At 71.4% G+C, this 18333-nt stretch carries 13 protein-coding genes; 4 read left to right on the forward strand and 9 right to left on the reverse strand.

Annotated features, from left to right (window positions below; genetic code table 11):
- Positions 1-218: 218 nt before the first annotated feature.
- Positions 219-1523, forward strand: coding sequence for a condensation domain-containing protein (locus MTR79_RS17130; protein ID WP_244791081.1), 1305 nt, complete (start codon positions 219-221; stop codon positions 1521-1523).
- 62 nt (positions 1524-1585) lie between these two features.
- Positions 1586-2104, forward strand: a complete 519-nt coding sequence (locus tag MTR79_RS17135) for an RNA polymerase sigma factor (RefSeq protein ID WP_048460448.1) — start codon at positions 1586-1588, stop codon at positions 2102-2104.
- Between the two features lie 104 nt (positions 2105-2208).
- Here MTR79_RS17135 and MTR79_RS17140 read toward each other — a convergent pair whose 3' ends face one another.
- The 5 genes from MTR79_RS17140 to MTR79_RS17160 form a co-directional block, all read right to left on the reverse strand.
- Positions 2209-2889, reverse strand: a complete 681-nt coding sequence (locus MTR79_RS17140) for a LuxR C-terminal-related transcriptional regulator (RefSeq protein ID WP_189364847.1) — start codon at positions 2887-2889, stop codon at positions 2209-2211.
- A gap of 834 nt (positions 2890-3723) precedes the next feature.
- Positions 3724-5775, reverse strand: coding sequence for a phospholipase C, phosphocholine-specific (locus MTR79_RS17145; RefSeq protein ID WP_244791083.1), 2052 nt, complete (start codon positions 5773-5775; stop codon positions 3724-3726).
- A 316-nt stretch (positions 5776-6091) separates the two neighbouring features.
- Complete coding sequence (locus MTR79_RS17150; RefSeq protein WP_244791085.1) at positions 6092-7243, reverse strand: glycoside hydrolase family 43 protein; 1152 nt, start codon at positions 7241-7243, stop codon at positions 6092-6094.
- Positions 7244-7379: 136 nt separating this feature from the next.
- Entirely contained in the window at positions 7380-10508 is a 3129-nt protein-coding gene (locus MTR79_RS17155; protein WP_244791088.1) for a discoidin domain-containing protein, read from the reverse strand.
- A gap of 347 nt (positions 10509-10855) precedes the next feature.
- A complete protein-coding gene (locus MTR79_RS17160; protein ID WP_189364844.1) occupies positions 10856-11425 on the reverse strand; it encodes a hypothetical protein in 570 nt (189 codons plus the stop codon).
- Between the two features lie 440 nt (positions 11426-11865).
- Between MTR79_RS17160 and MTR79_RS17165 the strand changes: the two genes are divergently transcribed.
- Positions 11866-12399, forward strand: coding sequence for an EF-hand domain-containing protein (locus MTR79_RS17165; RefSeq protein ID WP_048460444.1), 534 nt, complete (start codon positions 11866-11868; stop codon positions 12397-12399).
- A gap of 76 nt (positions 12400-12475) precedes the next feature.
- On the opposite strand, the gene MTR79_RS17170 is transcribed toward MTR79_RS17165, so the two are convergent.
- The 4 genes from MTR79_RS17170 to MTR79_RS17185 all read right to left on the reverse strand — a co-directional run bounded on the left by MTR79_RS17170 (position 12476) and on the right by MTR79_RS17185 (position 16745).
- Positions 12476-13381, reverse strand: coding sequence for a class I SAM-dependent methyltransferase (locus MTR79_RS17170; protein WP_189364842.1), 906 nt, complete (start codon positions 13379-13381; stop codon positions 12476-12478).
- An 86-nt stretch (positions 13382-13467) separates the two neighbouring features.
- On the reverse strand, positions 13468-14574 hold the full coding sequence (locus tag MTR79_RS17175; RefSeq protein WP_244791090.1) for an NAD(P)-dependent alcohol dehydrogenase: 1107 nt from the start codon (positions 14572-14574) through the stop codon (positions 13468-13470).
- A 3-nt stretch (positions 14575-14577) separates the two neighbouring features.
- Complete coding sequence (locus MTR79_RS17180) at positions 14578-15981, reverse strand: aldehyde dehydrogenase family protein (protein WP_244791092.1); 1404 nt, start codon at positions 15979-15981, stop codon at positions 14578-14580.
- Between the two features lie 8 nt (positions 15982-15989).
- Entirely contained in the window at positions 15990-16745 is a 756-nt protein-coding gene (locus MTR79_RS17185; protein WP_244791094.1) for a (5-formylfuran-3-yl)methyl phosphate synthase, read from the reverse strand.
- A 539-nt stretch (positions 16746-17284) separates the two neighbouring features.
- Here MTR79_RS17185 and MTR79_RS17190 point away from each other — a divergent pair.
- A complete protein-coding gene (locus MTR79_RS17190; RefSeq protein ID WP_244791096.1) occupies positions 17285-18154 on the forward strand; it encodes an alpha/beta hydrolase in 870 nt (289 codons plus the stop codon).
- The last annotated feature ends 179 nt before the right edge of the window (positions 18155-18333 follow it).

Consider the following 18333-nt stretch of genomic DNA (forward strand, 5'->3'; position numbering starts at 1 on the left):
GGGTTTCCCTGAATTTCGGGGTGCCGGGGAGTGCGCACCGACACGCAACTTCTAGGGAAATCACGCGACTTCACCGCGCGCAGGGCTCTCCGCTGGCTTCGGCCGCGGTCGGCCGTGCACTCTCGAACAGCCCCCGACCTCCCCGCGTACCGCCGCGGTGGCAGCTGTGTCCGGGGCCGTGCATTTCCGGAACGAACGACGGAAAGAAGGCTGACGGCATGCACCGTGCGCTGTGTCCGGTCGAGAGGCTCTACGTGGGCCAGAGAAGCAGGGCCGTGCTGTCCTGCGCTCTGCGTGGACCGGTGGACCCCGCGGCGCTGTCCGCCGCGTTCGACGCCCTGACGGAGGCCAACCCGCCGCTGCGCTCCCGCATCGAACAGGACGGTGACGGGCACGTGTTGCGTGTCCTCGGCGCGGACGAGCGGCCCCGGCTGATCACCAGAACCGGTGACGAGGACGAGGCCTACGCGGCGGAGCTGAACAGGCCGTTGCCGGTCGGCGGCCCGCTCAGCCGTGCCGTCCTGGTCAGCGCGCCGGACGGCCGGAGCCACCTGTTCGTGCTGGTGATCGACCACACCATCACCGACGGCCACAGCAGCATCGCGGTGCACAACGCGCTGTGGAACCGCTACCGGGCGCTGGTCGAAGGCACCACCGACGACATCGCCGCTGCGGAACTCCCGCGCTGGCCCGAGCCCGTGAGCCGACGGCTGCCTCCGGCCGACGAGGCCGACACGGCGAAGTACCTCGACGGCCGGCTGGAGGACGTACGGCGCCACCCGGTGGAACTGGTCCCGTACGACGCCGCGGACGGTGAGGGTGCCGCCCCGGACGGGCACATCGAGGTCCGACGGCTGACCCTGGACACGGACCTCACCTCCCGGCTGCGCGGTACGGCGCGCGCCTCGGGTGTCTCCGTGCACGCCCTGATCGCCGCGACGCTGCTGGTGACCGCCCGCCGGCGCCTGGCCGGGGACGACGGGGCGCGCACGCTCGGCTGCCTCTCCCCCGTCGACCTGCGTGCGCGACTCACCCCGCCGGTGCCCGCCTCCGACCTCGTCCCCGCGGTCACCACCCACCTGCAGACCGTGGAAGTCTCGGCGCGTTCCCAGCCGCTCGAGCTGGCCCGCGCCGTGCACACCCGGCTGGGCGACTTCCTGGCCCGCGGCGACCACTTCCACGAGATGCGCATCACGCCGGAGATCCCCCGCAATCCCGCGCTGCAACTGGCCACGGTGATCGCCACGAACATGGGCGTGGTCCCCGGTCCGCGGCTGCCGGACGGGCTGCGGGCTGCCGACGTGCGCCTCGTTCCGGCCCGCGAGCATTACTTCCCCCAGGCGGGACGCAGCCCCGTCATGGCGTGCGTGGTCTCCTTCGAGGGCCGGCTCTCCGTCGAGTTCCCGCACTCCACCGCCTGCTACAGCCCGTCCTTCATGCGGGCGTTCCGCGACGACGTGCGCGCGGGGCTGCTGCGTTTCACGGACGTGGTGGAACCGAAGCTCGCCCACGCCACCGGCTGAGCCCCGCCCGCTCGCCCTTCCGCCCCCCGCCCGCCCGGCTGTGTAAGGAACCTCCGTCCGCCATGACGACCGTCAGCGAACTGCCCTCCCCCCTGACGCTGCTCCCCCGGGCCCAGGCCGGCGACGAGCACGCGATGAACCACCTGCTCACCGCCATCACTCCCTATGTCGCGCGCATCTGCAGGTCCATCACCCACGACGACGGTGCCGACGCCACGCAGGAGGCACTGCTCGCCGTCTACCGCGGTCTGGGTTCCCTGCGGGAGCCGGCGGCGTTCTACGGCTGGGTGCGCTCGGTGACGGTCCGCGAGGCCATCCGCACCGCCAGGCGCTACGGAGCGGAGAGCTGCTGCTCCGAGGTGGACTCGCAGGAGGAGACCAATCCCCTGGACGCGGTGCACATCAGTGACGTGCTGGAGCGGCTGTCCCAGGCTCACCGGCAGGTCCTCACCCTGCGCGCCTACGGGCTGAACGAGGAGGAGATGGCCGAGGTGCTCGCGCTGCCCGTGGGCACCGTCCGCTCGCGTCTGTTCCGGGCCCGCCGCCGGTTCCAGGAGGCGTGGCAGCCCTCGGCGGCGTGACGCCCGCCCCGCCCCGGGGCGGGCGTCACCCGTACGACGGCGGCCGTGGCGGTGTGTCTCCGCCACGGCCGCCGTCGCGGGGCTCGGCAGGCCCCGACGCCGCGCTACCGCACGCGCTCCGGGAGGACCCGCGGCGGCCACTGTCCATGGGCGAACATCCCGAGCGCGTGCGCCCGCGCCACCAGAGCGGGCCGGTTGGGGGCGTCGAAACGCCGCAGCATCTGGCCGACGCGGTATTCGATTCCCTGACGGCTCAGATAGAGACGGGAGGCCAACTGCACCGTGGACTCACCACGCGCGACACCTTCCAGTACCTGCGCGTCGAGAGCGCTGAGTACGGGTCCGCCGCCGGCCGCCTGCTCGGCCCGGCGCAGAAGGACGACCAGACCTACGATTTCGCCCGTGGGCTGTCCGACGGCGATCGCGGTGATGTCGGCCGGGAAATTCCGGCCCTCTCCGTCGAGACCCGTCACCCTTTCCTTGAATCTCCTGCAACGCCCTGAGGAAAGCGCGGTGAACTGTTCCCGCAATTGTCCGGGAACCGGGGAACGGAGCAGGCCGAGCAGGCCGCGTCCGCATATCTCGTCGACGCTCAGGCCGAACTGCCGGGAGAATGCAGGTTCCGCCGCTGTGACGGCCAGCGTCCGGGGGGACACGTGGGCCGTGCAGGCGGCTTCCTGGCCGGCTCCGTCCGGTGTGCCGCTCAGGTCACGGCGGGGCGGGACAGCCGCAGCGGCGGCCTTCTTCTTACGGGGCGAGGCGTCGGGGAAACTCGTGGTCGCCACGGACGTACCGTCCTTCTTCCTGCGCGTGGGGGGCTGGGAAGTGTGTGCGGACGCGGAGTGGACCGGTGGGCTGTGCCTGAGTGTCGGCGAGCGCCCGGTGACGGCACGCCACCTCGTCGGTGGCCTGAGCCGGGTGTCCGCGTCGCTCCGGGCCGGCGGCGGGCGCCGGGTCCTCGGGGCGGTCGGGGTGAGCGGAGGAAGCGGTGCCGAGGCGACCGTCGTCCGGGTCACCTGGATAACGTTGTCATGACCATTCGATCCCGCGGCGCGGCCCTGTCGGCCGACGGCGGGACAGGCGGGGCGAACCGTAAGTCCTGCCGTGACGAGAAGCCCGTTCGGGCAGTGCGCGGCACTGGAACCTCCACGGTACGAAGAGGGGGTTCGTTTGAGGGGTCGCCTTAGAGACTAAGGGGAGGCACCCCCTGAGGCAAGAGTTTGTCAGGTGAACTCAGCAACTCGCCAACTGTTCCGCACCCGGGCTCATTTCGGGCACGGAGAACTCCCGATCCAAACAAATTACGGCGGAGTGGCGACACCGCCTCCGGAATGCGCCGCCGGCCACGCACAACGGCTTGTCGCCCCTTGCCACACTCCCCGAGGTGTGGACAACTCACGCGCCCGTTCGGGCAAACGGAACCTCGGATACCGTGCCGGCCGGGCCACAGAACCCGAGGAGGGAGCTGCCGCAACAGCCACAGTTCGGCCGTCGGCTGAAAAGGGCCGCGTGCAGCGCGGGGCGTGAGCCGGGCCGATGTGGCGTGTCCTGGGGCCGACTCGGCCCCGGCCGGACCGGTGTGGGTGCCCCGGCCGCACGATCCGGGGCACCCCCCACGGCTACACGGTGATGATCGCCGGGTCGCTCACGCCTGGCTGTCCGTTCTCGACGTGCCCCGCGAACCGGCGCAGGAAGGCCTTGTCGCCGTCGGCGGTGACGGTCAGGTCGTACCAGCGGCGGCTTCTGGTGAGGTCGAAGGTCCGCCGCACGGTCCCGCCCGGGCGGACCGTGACGGCCGAGGGCTTGCCGCCGTAGCCGTCGGCGATGCGCAGCCGGACCGTGCCGGTGCCGCTGTGGGTGAAGGTCAGCTCGATGTCGTCGCCCCGGTCGCGGGCGGTGACCTCGCAGCCGGCCGTGCTGTTCGAACCCTTGAAGACGCGCACGAAGCCGTTGGGGCCGTGCACGGTCAGGTCGTAGGAGCCCGCGGAGTACGCCGAGTTCCAGGTGTCCCGGAGCGTCCGACCGGCCTCGGTGGTGTACGTCCAGGGACCGTCGGCGCGGTTGCCGGAGGTGACGTGGAAGGCGGCGCCGGCCTTCGGCCCGGAGGCGAAGGTGAGGGTGAGCTTCCCGGCGGCCACGTCGACGGAGGCGTCGACGTGCGGGGCGTACTTCAGCGGCCGGGAGCGGCGCAGTCCGCGCTCCTGCCGGGGCATGCGCGGGTCGGCGGGCGGGGTGGGCCTGTAGTCGGGGTGGCGTTCGCGGTCCTGCGGCTCGTACGCGTCGGTGCCGGGCAGCGAGGCCGGGCGCGCGTCCTTGCGGGAGAAGTCGAACGCGGCCGTCAGGTCACCGCAGATCGCCCGGCGCCACGGCGAGATGTTCGTCTCGCGCACGCCGAAGCGGCGTTCCATGAAACGCAGGATCGAGGTGTGGTCGAGGGTCTCGGAGCAGACGTAGCCGCCCCTGCTCCAGGGCGAGACGACCAGCATCGGCACGCGCGGGCCCAGCCCGTAGGGGCCGGCCGTCTTGCGGCCGTCGCCCGGGAAGAGGTCGGGGGTGACGTCGACGGTGGACAGGCCGCGGGAGGCGTCCTTCGGCGGCAGCGGCGGCACGACGTGGTCGAAGAAGCCGTCGTTCTCGTCGTAGGTGATGAACAGGGCCGTCTTCGACCAGACCTCGGGGTTGGAGGTGAGGGCGTCCAGGACCTGCGCGATGTACCAGGCGCCGTAGTTCGAGGGCCAGTTGGAGTGCTCGGAGAAGGCCTCGGGAGCGGCGATCCAGGAGATCTGGGGCAGCTTTCCGGCCTTGACGTCGGCGCGCAGGTGGTCGAAGTAGCCGTCGCCGTTCTTGACGTCGGTGCCGGTGCGGGCCTTGTCGTACCAGGGGTCGCCGGGCCGGGCGTTGCGGTACTTGTCGAAGTACAGCAGGGAGTTGTCGCCGTAGTTGCCGCGGTAGGCGTCCTGGATCCAGCCCCAGGAGCCGGCCGCGTCCAGACCGTCGCCGATGTCCTGGTAGATCTTCCAGGAGATGCTGGCCTGCTCCAGGCGCTCGGGGTAGGTGGTCCAGCCGTAGCCGAGTTCGGCGTTGTCCAGGACCGGGCCGCCGCCGCTGCCGTCGTTGCCCGTGTAGCCGGACCACATGTAGTAGCGGTTCGGGTCGGTGGAGCCGATGAACGAGCAGTGATAGGCGTCGCAGACGGTGAAGGCGTCTGCGAGGGCGAAGTGGAAGGGGATGTCCTCGCGGGTCAGGTACGCCATCGTCGTGGTGCCCTTGGCGGGCACCCACCGGTCGTACCTGCCGCCGTTGTAGGCCTGCTGGCCGTCCGGCCAGGAGTGCGGCAGGCCCTCCAGGAACTGCATGCCGAGGTCGTCGGCGTCCGGGTGGAAGGGCAGGAGCTCCTTGCCGGCCTTCTCCTGGTGCCAGACCGGTTTGCCGTTGCCCAGGGTGACCGGGCGGGGGTCGCCGAAGCCGCGGACGCCTCTCAGGGTGCCGAAGTAGTGGTCGAAGGAGCGGTTCTCCTGCATGAGGACGACGATGTGCTCGACGTCCTCGATCGACCCGGTGCGGTGGTTCGCCGGCAGGGCCGCGGCGCGCTGGATGCTGGCGGACAGGGCGCTGAAGGCCGTGGTGGCCCCCGCGAGTTGAAGAAAGCGACGCCGGTTTACTTCGGACATGTAGGACAAGCCTCTCATCCTGAGGTGCGGACGACCGGGAGATGACGGAATCTGCGCGGAAGGAGTGTTTCAGGGGCACCAAACGCCGAGGAAGGGGCGCGTGACAGGGGTGTGAAGGTCGCCGGTACGGAGGGTGCGGCAGCGCGCTCACCGGGGGCCCGGTCGTGACAGAGACACGGACCATGAGCGCGGCAGACCAGCCCCGGACGGTGCACCTCAAGCCGACCTTGGGATCTGGGGCGCCCCACTCTCCCGGAAGCTCCTCGGCTCCACCTCGGAACCGCTGAGTAGCGTGGGAACAGGGCAACTGGCCTGCCTACTCGAAGAACTTCAGGCTGTAGCCCGCATCGGTCGTACTGCCGGGAACGTTGGCGCGCCGGTAGGTGGTGTTGCTCCACCAGACCGCTGTACCGGAGTACCAGTAGCGGTTGGACCACGAGTACGGGGTGCCCTTGGCGACCGCGTGGTACAGGGTGGGGAAGCGGTTTCCGGAGGGCGGAGCGGCGTTGACGTCGCCCCGGGGCAGGATGAACGAGTGGTGGCCGGGTCCGTTGACGTTCACGGTCGGAGTCCAGCCGGACATCATGGACGGCGCGTGCGAACCGAAGAGGCAGCCGTTGCTCTTGTACCAGTCCCAGACGTACGTGGGGTCGCCGCCCGCCCGCAGCCGCAAGTCGGCGATGCAGTACTTGTCACTCCAGCTGCCGTTCGCGGAGTAGACGACGTGCAGCCGCCCGGAGGGATCGACGACAGGCTGGGGAGCCTCGTTGATGTACGGGTTGCCCACGACCCGCTCCCAGGGCTCGCGCGGCTGCGAGATGACGTACCGCCCGCCGGTGGCCGCGGTGGGGCTGCTCATTCGCGCGATGTAGAGGTTCTGTTCGACGTTGGTGTCGCCGGACCAGCCCGACCACACGAACCAGCGCTGCCCGTTGTAGGTGAAGGGCACCCCGTCGATGGCCCACTTGTCGCCGGGCAGGGACACCTTGACGGCCGCGGAGTAGCCGGACGTCGGGTTGGCCGACCCTATGTGGTACATCCGGTGGGCAGCGCCCCGACCGGCGGCGAAGTAGATCCGGTACTGGCCGTCGTGGTGCACGATCTCCGGCGCCCACACCTCGCCCAGACCGGCAGTGTCGCGCCACACCTGGTATTTGGGCGCGGTGGCCACGGCCTCCGGGGTTGCGGCCGTGCGCACCGCTATCCCGCCGTCCACGGCTTTGGCCGAGACGTACAGGTCGCCCACCTTGATCACGGTCGGGTCCGCCCCGCCCACCAGGGAGCGCCCCAGCGTCGAGGGCTGATCCGACACGGCCACTGCCCGCTTCGCCGCGTCTCCGTCCGTCTCCTGGGCGCGCCGGTCGGTAGGCCGCTCGTCCGGCTCGGCGGCGATCGAGGCCTGCCCGAGTGCGAGGAGGCCGACGAGCCCCAGCGGAACGGCACCGGCGTACCAACGCGAAGGGCGCATCCGTTCTCCTCGTGTACATGGCGTCAATGAGAGCGCTCTCAACGGTTGCGTCGGCGGGTAGCCCTGTCAAGACCGCGAGTAGAGCGGGAAGAGCGACACCGTCGAATTGAACCATCGGCCTGGAGCGGGCCTGGTGTCACTGCAGGGACAGGTGGATCAGGCGGCCACCGCCCTCGTGTCCCGCGTCGGTTGCCAGGGCCACGTAGCGGGCGGTGATGTCCGTGCTGAGGTGCCGGTCGCGGCCACGGCCCGTGAGCTGACCGGCCGGGGTGTAGGTGAGGCCGTCACTGCTGAACTCGACGCGCAGTCCCGGTACGTGGCCGTTCGTCCATTCCGTGCGGATGTCGCGGACACGGAGCCGGGCGCCGAGGTCGACGACCAGCCGGCCGTTCGGGCCGGGCGTCCACGCGGTCGCCGGATCGCCGTCGACAGCGGCGGACGGGTCCGACATGCCCGGCGGCAACGGGCTGGTCGGGAACACCGTGCACCCCAGTGCCAGATCACGCAGAGGGTAGGCCGTGGCCCGCTTCACGGTGACCGTCGTGGTGCGGCCCACGCGGACCACCACCACCTCATTGCGCCCTTGGGCGGTCACCTGCACGCGGCAGGCGGGCCCCGTGAGTTCGACCGTCGTGCCGTCGACCACGCGCGCCCGCAGACCCGTCGGCAGAGGACGGCCGTTGAGCGGGCGTACGGTCAGCCGTGGCGGCAGCAGCCGGGCTTCCGCCGCGTCGAGTTCGGCGTCGTAGGCGGTGCCGCCGTCGGTGAGGGTCTGGACTCCCTCGAACAGCAGCCTCGCGAGCCCTGTCTGCGGTACCTCGACGCGCGTCGTGACGGACTCGTCCGACAAGTTGAACAGGCTGAGGTGATCGTCGGTGAGGGCGGCGCGGACGGTTCCAGAGTCCGTTCGTGGCGCGGGGGCCGCCGCCCGTTCGCTCAGGATGCGGGGCGAGGCGCCGGGGAGTCCCTCGACCAGAAGGGGTGCGGCCGGGCCGTCGGCAAGGATGATCTCGTCCTGGTGGACCGTCAGGCCGGAGGCGGCGCCACGCACCACCAGGCCCGCGCGGCCGTCGACGTCCAGCCATCCGCCCCGGCTGGTGACGTCGGGCACCGGCCAGGAGGCGAGGTCCTCCCACTGGACTCCGTCGGCCGACCGCTGCACCGTGTAGGCGCGCCCCGCGGCGGCCTCCCAGCGCAGGGTGACCCGGTCCACCGCGTGCGGAGCACCGAGGTCCACAGCCAGCCAGCTGTCCGCCCGGGGGCGGTCGCCCCGTGACACCGCCCACCGGGTGGTCGTGCTGCCGTCCACCGCCAGCGCCGGCTCCCTGCCGGTGTCGTGGGAGGAGGCGGTTGCCCTACCGGTCCGGGCCAGATCGGCGCCGTCCGCGCCGTCGCGTGCTTCGAACGCGAAGAGCGAGTATCCGTAGGTCGGGTCGGGTCGCACACCGAGCATGCGCAGATGCCGCACCTCGGTGCGCGCGAACGTCACCTCGTCGACACGCGCGGCCGACGTGGCCGGCTGGGAGTCGGCCGAGGCGACCGTGGCGCTTCCCTCGGCGAAGCGGTAGGTTCGCGCCCCGGTCAGGCCGGGCACGCCCGGCATCGTCAGATTGTGGATCTCCAGGTGTCCCTCCCCCGCAGCGACACCCGACGTCGCGTACACGACGGCACCGGTGGGAAGCGTGGTGAATCCGGCGTATCCGGAGCCCACTTGGAGCATCGTGGCGTTGCCGTCGAATCCGTCCCGGCTCCTGCGGTAGGTCCGCACCTGGCGTTGCGCCACCTTGAGGGATGTCGTCGGCAGGAACATCGGCGTGGACCCGCTGAGCTTGAAGAGCCAGTCGTCGTGGCCGGGTTGCCAGGCGAACTTCACGAAGCCGGGCTTGGTCACGGCACCCGCCCATGCCCCGGGCGTCTGGTGCGACACCAGGCCGGGTCCGGGGCCGAAGTCGGTGACGCCCGCAGCGTGTTCGAACAGTTCGTCCGTGGAGAGGGGGCGGACCGTTCGGCCCTGTTCGTTCGCCCACAGGTGCAGGAGGTAGCTGATGGCGACTTCCGCGCGGGCTTCCGGCTCGTACTTCGGTTCGCCCGAGAACTTCGCGATCCGGAATTCCGGCGGGTAACTCTGGTAGGCCTCCAGGCGCTCCGCCAAGGCGACTTCCGCCCGCGCGGCAGCCCTGTCCCCCATCACCTGGGCGAGGAACGCGAGCGGGATGACGTCACGGCCGTAGAGGTGCTCCCGGTCGTCGACCATCGGCATCAGCGGCTCACCGGCGTCGCTCATCACACCGAGGAGGGTGCTCCACAGCTGATCGGCGTTCGGCTGGTTGGTGAGCACCTGGGGCAGCGGCCGGCCCGCGGCGATGAAGTGGGCGGCGTTACGGCCCGATGTGCGCCACAGTTCCTCCTGGTAGTGGGGGCCGAACGAGCCGTGGTTCTCGACGATGAAGGTGTCGTACAGGTTGCGGGCGGTGTTGTCCGAGACGGGTGCCCCGTCCACGCGCGCCGGGTTCGCCAGGTCCGCCTGGGGCAGTCCGGCCTCGTTGCGCGACCACGCACCGAAGGTTGTGGCCCAGTCACCGTGCCGTGGGTCGTCCGCCGCCCAGGCCAGCCCCGGGGCCAGGGACTGCGCGTAGACACCCATCTCCTCGAGCTTGGTGTCTCCTTCGTGGCCGCCGAGCAGGCCCCGAGGGGTCCAGCCGCCCGAGGCCGGGTCGTTCCCTGTGCCCAACGCGGTGGTGTACGCGGCCTGTTCACGGGCGATGGTGTCGACACGGGAGCGAGTGGTCTCGTCGAGGTCGTCCCACAGCAGCCGCGCGGCGAGAACGAAGTACAGCTGGAACGTGGTGTCGAAGAACAGTCTCCGGCCCCATTGCGTGCCGCCCGTCAGTCTGTTGGACGCGGCGAAGTGCTTGATGGTCGCTGTCGTCCGATCCTTGAGGACCTGCTTCTCCGTCCCCGCCCGGACCTCGTCGAAGCTGCCGCGGGTGAGCAGGACCGCATGACCGAGGACGACGGCGAAGCCGAAATCCTTGTCCGTGTAATAGCCGCGGGCCGCGTCCCACTGGGTTTCCGTCCAACGCGTGTGGTTCAGCAGCACGCGGTGATAGATGTCCGCCACCGGGTCGGACGCCGTGTGGCTCCGGTGTCGTCCGTGGGCCTGAGCCGTACCGCTGCCGACGGCGAGAGGCGGGGCGGCCAGCGCGCTCGTGGCGCCGAGGAGCTGGATGAAGCGGCGACGGTCCAAGGGGGATCTCGGCAGCACGTACGGCACCTCTCGGTCAGACAACGTTGTCAGGCGATGGCGTGAATTCTTCGGTCCGCCAGTCGATACGTCAAGAGGTCAGGTGCGCTGAAGCGGGAGTTGGGCGATCGGGGAACGCCAGTAGTCGCCCCGGCGCACGGTGAGCGGGTCGCGCGCCCGCTCCGTGGCCGGCAAGGTGCGCCGCCAGGGGGCGGACACCGACCCCCAACTCGTCGGCCCGCAGATCAGCTTGCCCTCCCGACCATGCCCGCGACAAGGAAGCCGACCAGCTCAGGTGAAGACTCCTGACTGGAGCACCAGGCGGTCTGGTTCTGCCGCTGCGGCCCTGCCGGCCCCTCCTGCGTGCGCTACTGCATCAGGTGGGTCATGGAACGGGCCCGTTCCCACATACCGGGGATCTGCTCCGTCGGGCGCTGCTGTTCGCCATGCAGGGCGTTGAGCACCACCAGGCATCCGGTCAGGGCCGGCACCGCCCACTGGACGGCACTCAGCTGGCGCCGTACTTTGTCGAGGTCGATCGGGTGCTTCTCGGCCTTTTCGGCGTCACCAGGATCGGTGGAGGAGGCCAGCTCGACCTTCTTGCCCAGGACACGGGCGTAGGCGGTGGCAGCCAGGGCCGCGGCGGTGACGACGGTCTTGGCCGCGGTGGAGGCGCCCACACCCTGCTGGGTGGCTACACGGTGCGCGTTCACGGCGAGCAGCCCGCCCCCGCCGAACAGGTGGGCTCCGATCGCGGCGGCGTTGACCGGCGTCCACCTGGCCCAGCCTGACGAGGAGATCCGGTCTCGGCTCGTCTCCGTGCTTCCTTCGTCCTGAGCCGCGCCGTTGAGGCCCACGGCACCCATCAGCGAGCCCCCGAACCAGGCGGCCAGACCGACATCGTGCAGGCTGCGGATGACGGTGTTGCGTTCAGACATGCGAAGCTCCCTCGGGATCGGGCGGAAGGCTTTGCCTACGTGAGCGGCGAAGCCCACACTCACCGTCGCGGGACCGTGCGACCACCGCCATCACGGCAGGCCAACCGGGTGAACGCTGCACAGGCGCTGCAGCAGATCCGACGTGGCACCGGCACAGGGGGCAGGAGCCGTCCCTGCGGCAGGCAGATGGGGGGGCCATCCACCGGGACGTCGACTGCCTCCCTCCGCGCCGAAGCGTCATGTCGTATGAGCCGATCAACGGGATCGGTCGGAACACCCTGGCCTTCACACGCGTGGCATCGAACGTGTCGCACCCGCTCATTCAGCGGTTGCCCCGGCACCAAAAGCGAAGATCAAGACCCCCGGAACTCCTTCCGGCGGTTCCATGGGGCACGGATGCAGGCCCGAAATCGTCGGGTCGCGGAAGACAGGTGACGCACATGCGAGATGAGGCCGCCAAGCGGGTCGAGCTGGTCTTCTCCCTCTTCGACGCCAACGGCAACGGAGTCCTCGACTCCGGCGACTTCGACCTGATGACAGGCCGCGTTCTGGAAGCGGCGGCCGCCTCGGACGACGGGGCCAAGGACGCCATCGAAGCCGCGTTCCGCCGCTACTGGACGACGCTGGCCACGGAACTGGACGCCAACGGCGACGGTGTCATCTCCGTGGAGGAGTTCCGTCCCTTCGTGCTGGACCCCGAGCGTTTCGGCCCCACGGTCGCCGAGTTCGCCGAGGCCCTCTCCGCACTCGGCGACCCCGACGGGGACGGCCTGATCGAGCGCCCCCTGTTCGTGTCGCTGATGAGGGCGATCGGCTTCGAGGAGGCGAACATCCACGCCCTCTTCGACGCCTTCGGTCCGGACGCCGACGACCGCATCACCGTGGCCACGTGGGCCGCCGGCATCAAGGACTACTACGCGCCGGACAAGGCCGGGATCCCCGGCGACCGGCTGGTGACGGCCCACGCCGTCTGACCCGGCTCGCCAGGGGCCGTAGCGCACACGGCCGGTACGGCCCCTGGCCGGACGTCCGCTTCGCCGGTACCGGGCGTCAGGGCGCCGGCTTGCGCGCGAACACCCAGCGGTTCCCCTCCAGCGCGTCGTTGGCCTCGGGGAGGGGACCGCGCCCGTGCTCCCTGGTGAACTCGAAGGGGGTGTGCATCGACGTGGACCAGCCCCTGGCCGTCAGGGCGCCCGCGGAGTCGGGACGTGGTCCCTTGTCGAAGAGGTCGAGCAGGTCGATGCCGATCAGCAGGCGCGTCGCCGTGTAGATCGGGCTGTCACGGTACGCCAGGAGATCCTTCTCCAGCTTGGCCTCGAAGGCCAGAGCACTGCCGGCGGCGGTCAGCCGGTCCACCGTGTCGACGAGGTACGTCTCGGCGGGACCCGGCAAGTAGAAGAGGAGTCCCTCGGCCAGCCAGACGCTGGGTGCGGCGGGGTCGAAACCTACGGCGCCGAGCGCGCCGGCCCAGTCCTCACGCAGGTCGACCGGCACGGGGACGCGCTTCACCTCGGGAGCGGCCGACAGGCCCGTGAGCACCTGTTCCTTGAACGCCAGCACGCCCGGCCTGTCGATCTCGAAGACGACGCAGTCGGACGGAAGGTCCAGGCGGAACGCGCGCGTGTCCAACCCCGCCCCCAGCAGCACCACTTGGCGGGCGCCCGCACCGGCCGACCGGAGGACGAAGTCGTCGAGCACCCTCGTCCGCAGGCCGAAGTAGCGGGCGAACCTCCCCCACAGCGGGTTGTCGTCCCCGTCCGGAACCTCCTCGATGCGCACCGGCCAGTGCGCGCAGGCCGGGGCCGCGCGCACGAAGTGCTCGGCGTAGGCGTCCTGGGCCAGACTGTCGTGGCGGTGGGTTTCGATCGCCCGTGAGGCGGCGACCAGGAGGGCGGTCAGGCCCACTCCTCCGTCCACGCCTTCCGCGTCCGTGTGCCGGGGTGTCGTGCCTGCCATGCTGCCTCCGTCGGCGGGAGTGGGAGCTGCGGGATGTCATGGGCCGGGCTGGGCGGGCGCCCGGTGCCTCGGTCGTAGGTCATAGGTCATCGGCTCGCCCTGTCCGGGAGCAGGACGGGTTTGACCGCACGGCCCGCGTCGCAGTCACGTTCGGCCTCGTTGATGTCGGACAGGGGGTAGGTGCGGATCAACTGCTCGAAAGGGAAGCGTCCGGCCCGCCACAGTCCGATGAGCCGGGGGATCAACAGCGCGGGCACGGCGTCCCCTTCGCAGATGTGGCGCACGCTGCGCCCGCGGTCGAGGGCGCCCGGTTCGAGGGTGAGCGGACCGTGGAGGCGCGCCACCAGGCCGAGGGTGCCGGTGGGACGCAGCGCGTGGAGCGCCTGGTTGATGAGCGGGGGTGAGGCGGTGGTGTCCAGCGCGTAGCGGGCGCCGCCGTCGGTCAGCCGCCGGATCCGCCCGGGCAGGTCGGACGAGGCGGCGGGCAGTGGGATCGCGCCGAACCGCTCGGCAGCAGCGAGCCTCTCGGGATGCCGGTCGACTGCCACGGTCGGCGCCCCCGCGGCAGTCGCCGCCATGACCGCGGTCAGGCCGACGGCACCCGCGCCGAGGACGACGAGCGTGTCGCCGGGGCCGGCGCCGAAGGTGTTCAGCACGGCTCCGGCACCGGTGAGGGAGCCGCAGCCGAGGGGACCGAGCAGTTCGAGCGGCAGTGCGGGATCGACCCGTACGGCGTTGCGAGCGGAGACGAGGGCGTATTCGGCGAACGAGGACTGCCCGAACCAGCGGGGTGCCAGCGCGTCACCGGACGCGTCGGTGAGCCGGGGCGGCTCCTCCTCGCGTCCCCCGAAGAGGTTGAGGGAGGCGAAGGAGTCGCAGTAGGCGGGGGCCGCGCCGCGGCAGGTGGGGCAGTGCCCGCAGGAGTCGAAGCTGAGCACGACGTGGTCACCGACGCCGATCCCGTTGTCCGTGCCGCCTCCCGTGCGCACCACGACCCCGGCGCCCTCGTGGCCGAGGACGGCGGGCACCGGGCTCCGGCCGGCCGATCGCCGGACCGCGAGATCGGTCCGGCACATTCCGGTGCCCGCGATCTCGACCAGAATGTCGCCGACGGCCGGCTCGGTCCTCAGAACCACCTCCTCCATCGTGAACGGGGCGTCGTACGAGCGCAGTACGGCTGCCTGGAATCTCATGTGTCACGCCTCCGACGGGCGGTGGAGGACGAACGGCTGGAGGTTGCCGTACAACCCCCACGGCCCGCCCGCGACACCGACGCCGCTGTCCTTGACGCCCGCGAAGGGCTGGGCCAGGGACAGTTCCGCGTGGTGGTTGACCCAGGCGGTACCGCAGTCGAGCCGCTCGGCCACCGCCTCGGCGCGGTCGAGATCGGTGCCCCACACGGAGCCGCCCAGACCGAACCCGGTGCCGTTGGCCGCCTCGACGGCTTCGTCGAGACTCCGGTACGGCAGCACCGGCAGCACCGGTCCGAACTGTTCCCGGGTCACCACCGGGCTGTCGGGCGGCACGTCGACGAGGACGGTGGGAGCGAAGAAGTAACCCGGCCCGTCCAGCCGGTGGCCGCCCGCCGCGGCCCGCGCGCCGTCCGCCAGTGCCTGCCGGATGAGTTCCTCGACGCGGGCCAACTGCGGGGCGTTGTTGACCGGGCCCAGCTCGGTCGTGGGGTCCAGGCCGGGCCCGACGGCGACGGTCCTCGCCCGCTGGGCGAGGGTTTCGACGACGTCGGCGTGCAGCCGGGCGGGGACGTAGAGGCGTTTGACCGCCATGCAGACCTGTCCGCAGTTGCGGAACGCCGCCCAGAACAGCCGGTCGGCGATCCCCTCCACGTCGACGTCGTCGAGCAGGACGGCCGCGTCGTTGCCGCCCAGCTCCAGCGTCACCCGGGCGAGCGAGGCCGCCGCCGCCCGGGCGACCGCCCGCCCGGTGGACACCGATCCGGTGAAGGTGACATGGCGGATTCCCGGGTGGGACACGAGACGGGCACCGAGAGGTTCGCGGCCGGTGACGACGGTCAGGACGTCCTCGGGCAGGACTGCGGTGAGGACGGACTCCAGCATCCGGGTGGCCAGCGGGGTGAACGGAGAGGGTTTGAGGACGACGGTGTTGCCGGCGGCCAGAGCGGGCGCGAACTTCGCCGCCGCGAGCTGCAGAGGGAAGTTCCACGGCACGATCGCGGCGACGGGTCCGAGCGACCGCCACCGGATCTCGCTGCGCACCGGCCGGCCGTCGTCGATCGGCCGGGTCCGGGGAGCGAGGTCCGCGAAGTAGCGCAGACGGGCCGCCGTACGGGCGACCTCCGCGTACGACTCGGCCAGGGGCTTGCCCTGTTCCCGGGTGAGCGACCGGGCGAGGTCCTCGCCGGCCGCCTCCACCGCGTCGGCCGCCGTGCGCAGCGCGGTGGTGCGTGCGGCGGGGTCGGTCCGCCAGCCGCTCCAGGCCCGCTGCGCCCGGTCGATCACGGTGTCCAGCTCGTCCGGCTGCTGGTCGGGCGCCTCGTCGAATGCTTCCCCGGTGGCCGGGTCGACGACCGGGAAGCGGGCCGCCGCGGGGCCGGGCACGCGCTCGGGCTCGGTGGTCGGCACGGCGGCGGTCAGCGCGCCGCGGGAAGGCCGGCGGTGCGCTCCCGGTCGTGCCGGTCCATCTCCGCGCGGAAGGCGGCCACCAGATGTGGCTGGATCCTCCCGGCGTTGCGGTCGCCGCCCTCGCAGACCGCTCCCCGGACGCCGACGATGTCCGTACCGATGCGGGTGAGCTCCCCGAGGTCGTCCTGCCGGACGCTGCCCGCGAGGGCCGCGAGCCGGCCGGACGCGTGGGCCAGCCGGACGAACTCGGCACAGACGTCGGGCGGAACATGGTCGAACAACCGCGTCCCGTCCTTCACGGCTGTGTCCAGCATGGCCGCGTCGGCGCCGGAGCGGGCCGCGATGTCGGGCACCGCGAGCGGGTTGACGCAGCCGATCCGGTGGGCGTCGGCATAGCCCGAGGCGACGACGAGTGCGTCCGGGTTGTGCTCCTTCACCGCCCGGACGACGGCGCGCATGACGTCGATGCCCTGGTCAGGGGTCGTGCATCCGTAGAGACCGACCTTGATGTACGTGGCTCCGGAGACGACCGCGCCGAGAGCGGCCTGGGCCACCGTGCCGGGCTTGTAGGGGACATCTCCCACGGTCGCGGACACCGGCTTGTCCGCCGGGACCGCTTCGCGTATCTCCCGGATGACCCACGGGAAGTTCGCGCCGAGAGAGCCCTCGTCGGGCTTCTTGACGTCGACGATGTCGAGGTGTCGCGCCGCCTTGGCGCAGTCGAGCACTTCCTCGACACCGTCCGGGGAGATGAGAAGCAACACCTGGCCTCCTTCGCCACGACCCGCCCGGTCGCTGAGCGAGGGCCGTGGATCGCCTGGTTCCTGTGTGGTGCGCTCATCATTTCCGTCACTCTTCGCACCGGAAAGGGCGCACAGAGTATTGATGGAGTGCTCAAGGGCGTGCCCTGCGCGCCGTGCGCACCGGAGTGAACGGGTTCGCGGCTCGGCCCGTCACGCGGACCGCCTCCGTCTCGCCGACCCGACCGTCACTCGTCAGGACCGTCCGCCCCACAGCGCCCACGTCGTGTCGTCAGGGCCGTCCCCTGCTCCGGAGGGCGGCGTTCCAGACGCCCTGGCGCCCGCGCCGGCCGCACACGCGGTACGGCGGAACTGCCCGACCCGGAGCCGTGCCATGACCGACGGCGAGCGCGACAGCGCACCCGGACCCGCGCCGGACGGAGACGGCCCTGGTGAAGAGGCGGAGGCGCCGGACGCCACGTCGGTGACGCCGCACCACCGGTGACGCCGCCCGACGCAAGCCGCACCGATGAGTTTCCGCGGCGGGGTCGGTCTGGAAGGGCATGAAGACCCACACTCTCGAGACAGCCGGCGCGGACCTCGTCTACGACGTGCGGGGGCCGCTGCCGACCAGTGACGGACGACCGCCCTTGCTGATGATCGGGCAGCCCATGGACGCTTCCGGCTTCGCCACGCTCGCCTCGCGCTTCCCCGAGCGGACCGTCGTCACCTACGACCCGCGCGGCCTCGGCCGCAGCGTCCGCAAGGACGGACGGACCGACCACGCACCGCGGACCCAGGCCGACGACGTGCACGCCGTCATCGAGGCGCTCGGGGCCGGGCCCGTCGAGATGTTCGCCAGCAGCGGCGGAGCGGTCACCGCGCTCGCGGTGGTCGAGAAGTACCCCTCGGACGTGACCACGCTGGTGGCGCACGAGCCGCCTCTCATCACCCTGACACCGGACGGCCCCGCAGCCGTGCGGGCGCGGGCCGGGGTCCGGGAAGCGTACGAGAAGCGGGGGTGGGGGGCCGGCATGGCCGCGTTCGTGGCCATGACCTCATGGGCGGGCGAGTTCACCGACGCGTACTTCGCACAGCCCGCGGCAGACCCCGCCGCGTTCGGGATGCCCACCGAGGACGACGGCTCGCGCGACGACCCCCTGCTGTCCGACCGGTCGTGGGCGGTCAGCGGTTACCGGCCGGACGCCGACGCGATCACCGCCGCGCCGACCCGCGTGGTCATCGCGGTGGGCGAGGAGTCCGAGGACCTGCTGACGGCACGCACCTCCGCCGCGGCAGCCGAGCTTCTCGGGCAGAAGGTGGTCGTGTTCCCGAGCCATCATGGCGGCTTCTGCGGTGGGGAGTTCGGACAACCGGGGAAGCCGGACGAGTTCGCGCTCCGCCTGCGCCAGGTCCTGGACGGTGCCGCGTAGGACGCTCCTGGCGTTCGGCGCGCCCGGGTGGACCGGGCGCGTCGGCTCCGGACGCATGGTGATGCATGGTCCGGGCTTCCGCACACAGGTGGCGGGGACGCCCCCGCCGAGGTTCCGGGGGCGGCGCTGGTGGCCCGCGGGTGCGGGCGCTGCGCCGATTGCGTCCGGCCAGGAGCCGG

The sequence above is a fragment of the Streptomyces sp. BJ20 genome (assembly GCF_022869105.1).
Classification (GTDB): Bacteria; Actinomycetota; Actinomycetes; order Streptomycetales; family Streptomycetaceae; genus Streptomyces; species Streptomyces griseoincarnatus.

Coding starts and splice junctions, on each gene's coding strand:
- MTR79_RS17130 (WP_244791081.1), top strand. CDS start 219: ATGCACCGTGCGCTGTGTCCGGTCGAGAGGCTCTACGTGGGCCAGAGA.
- MTR79_RS17135 (WP_048460448.1), top strand. CDS start 1,586: ATGACGACCGTCAGCGAACTGCCCTCCCCCCTGACGCTGCTCCCCCGG.
- MTR79_RS17145 (WP_244791083.1), bottom strand. CDS start 5,775: ATGTCCGAAGTAAACCGGCGTCGCTTTCTTCAACTCGCGGGGGCCACC.
- MTR79_RS17150 (WP_244791085.1), bottom strand. CDS start 7,243: ATGCGCCCTTCGCGTTGGTACGCCGGTGCCGTTCCGCTGGGGCTCGTC.
- MTR79_RS17160 (WP_189364844.1), bottom strand. CDS start 11,425: ATGTCTGAACGCAACACCGTCATCCGCAGCCTGCACGATGTCGGTCTG.
- MTR79_RS17165 (WP_048460444.1), top strand. CDS start 11,866: ATGCGAGATGAGGCCGCCAAGCGGGTCGAGCTGGTCTTCTCCCTCTTC.
- MTR79_RS17170 (WP_189364842.1), bottom strand. CDS start 13,381: ATGGCAGGCACGACACCCCGGCACACGGACGCGGAAGGCGTGGACGGA.
- MTR79_RS17175 (WP_244791090.1), bottom strand. CDS start 14,574: ATGAGATTCCAGGCAGCCGTACTGCGCTCGTACGACGCCCCGTTCACG.
- MTR79_RS17190 (WP_244791096.1), top strand. CDS start 17,285: ATGAAGACCCACACTCTCGAGACAGCCGGCGCGGACCTCGTCTACGAC.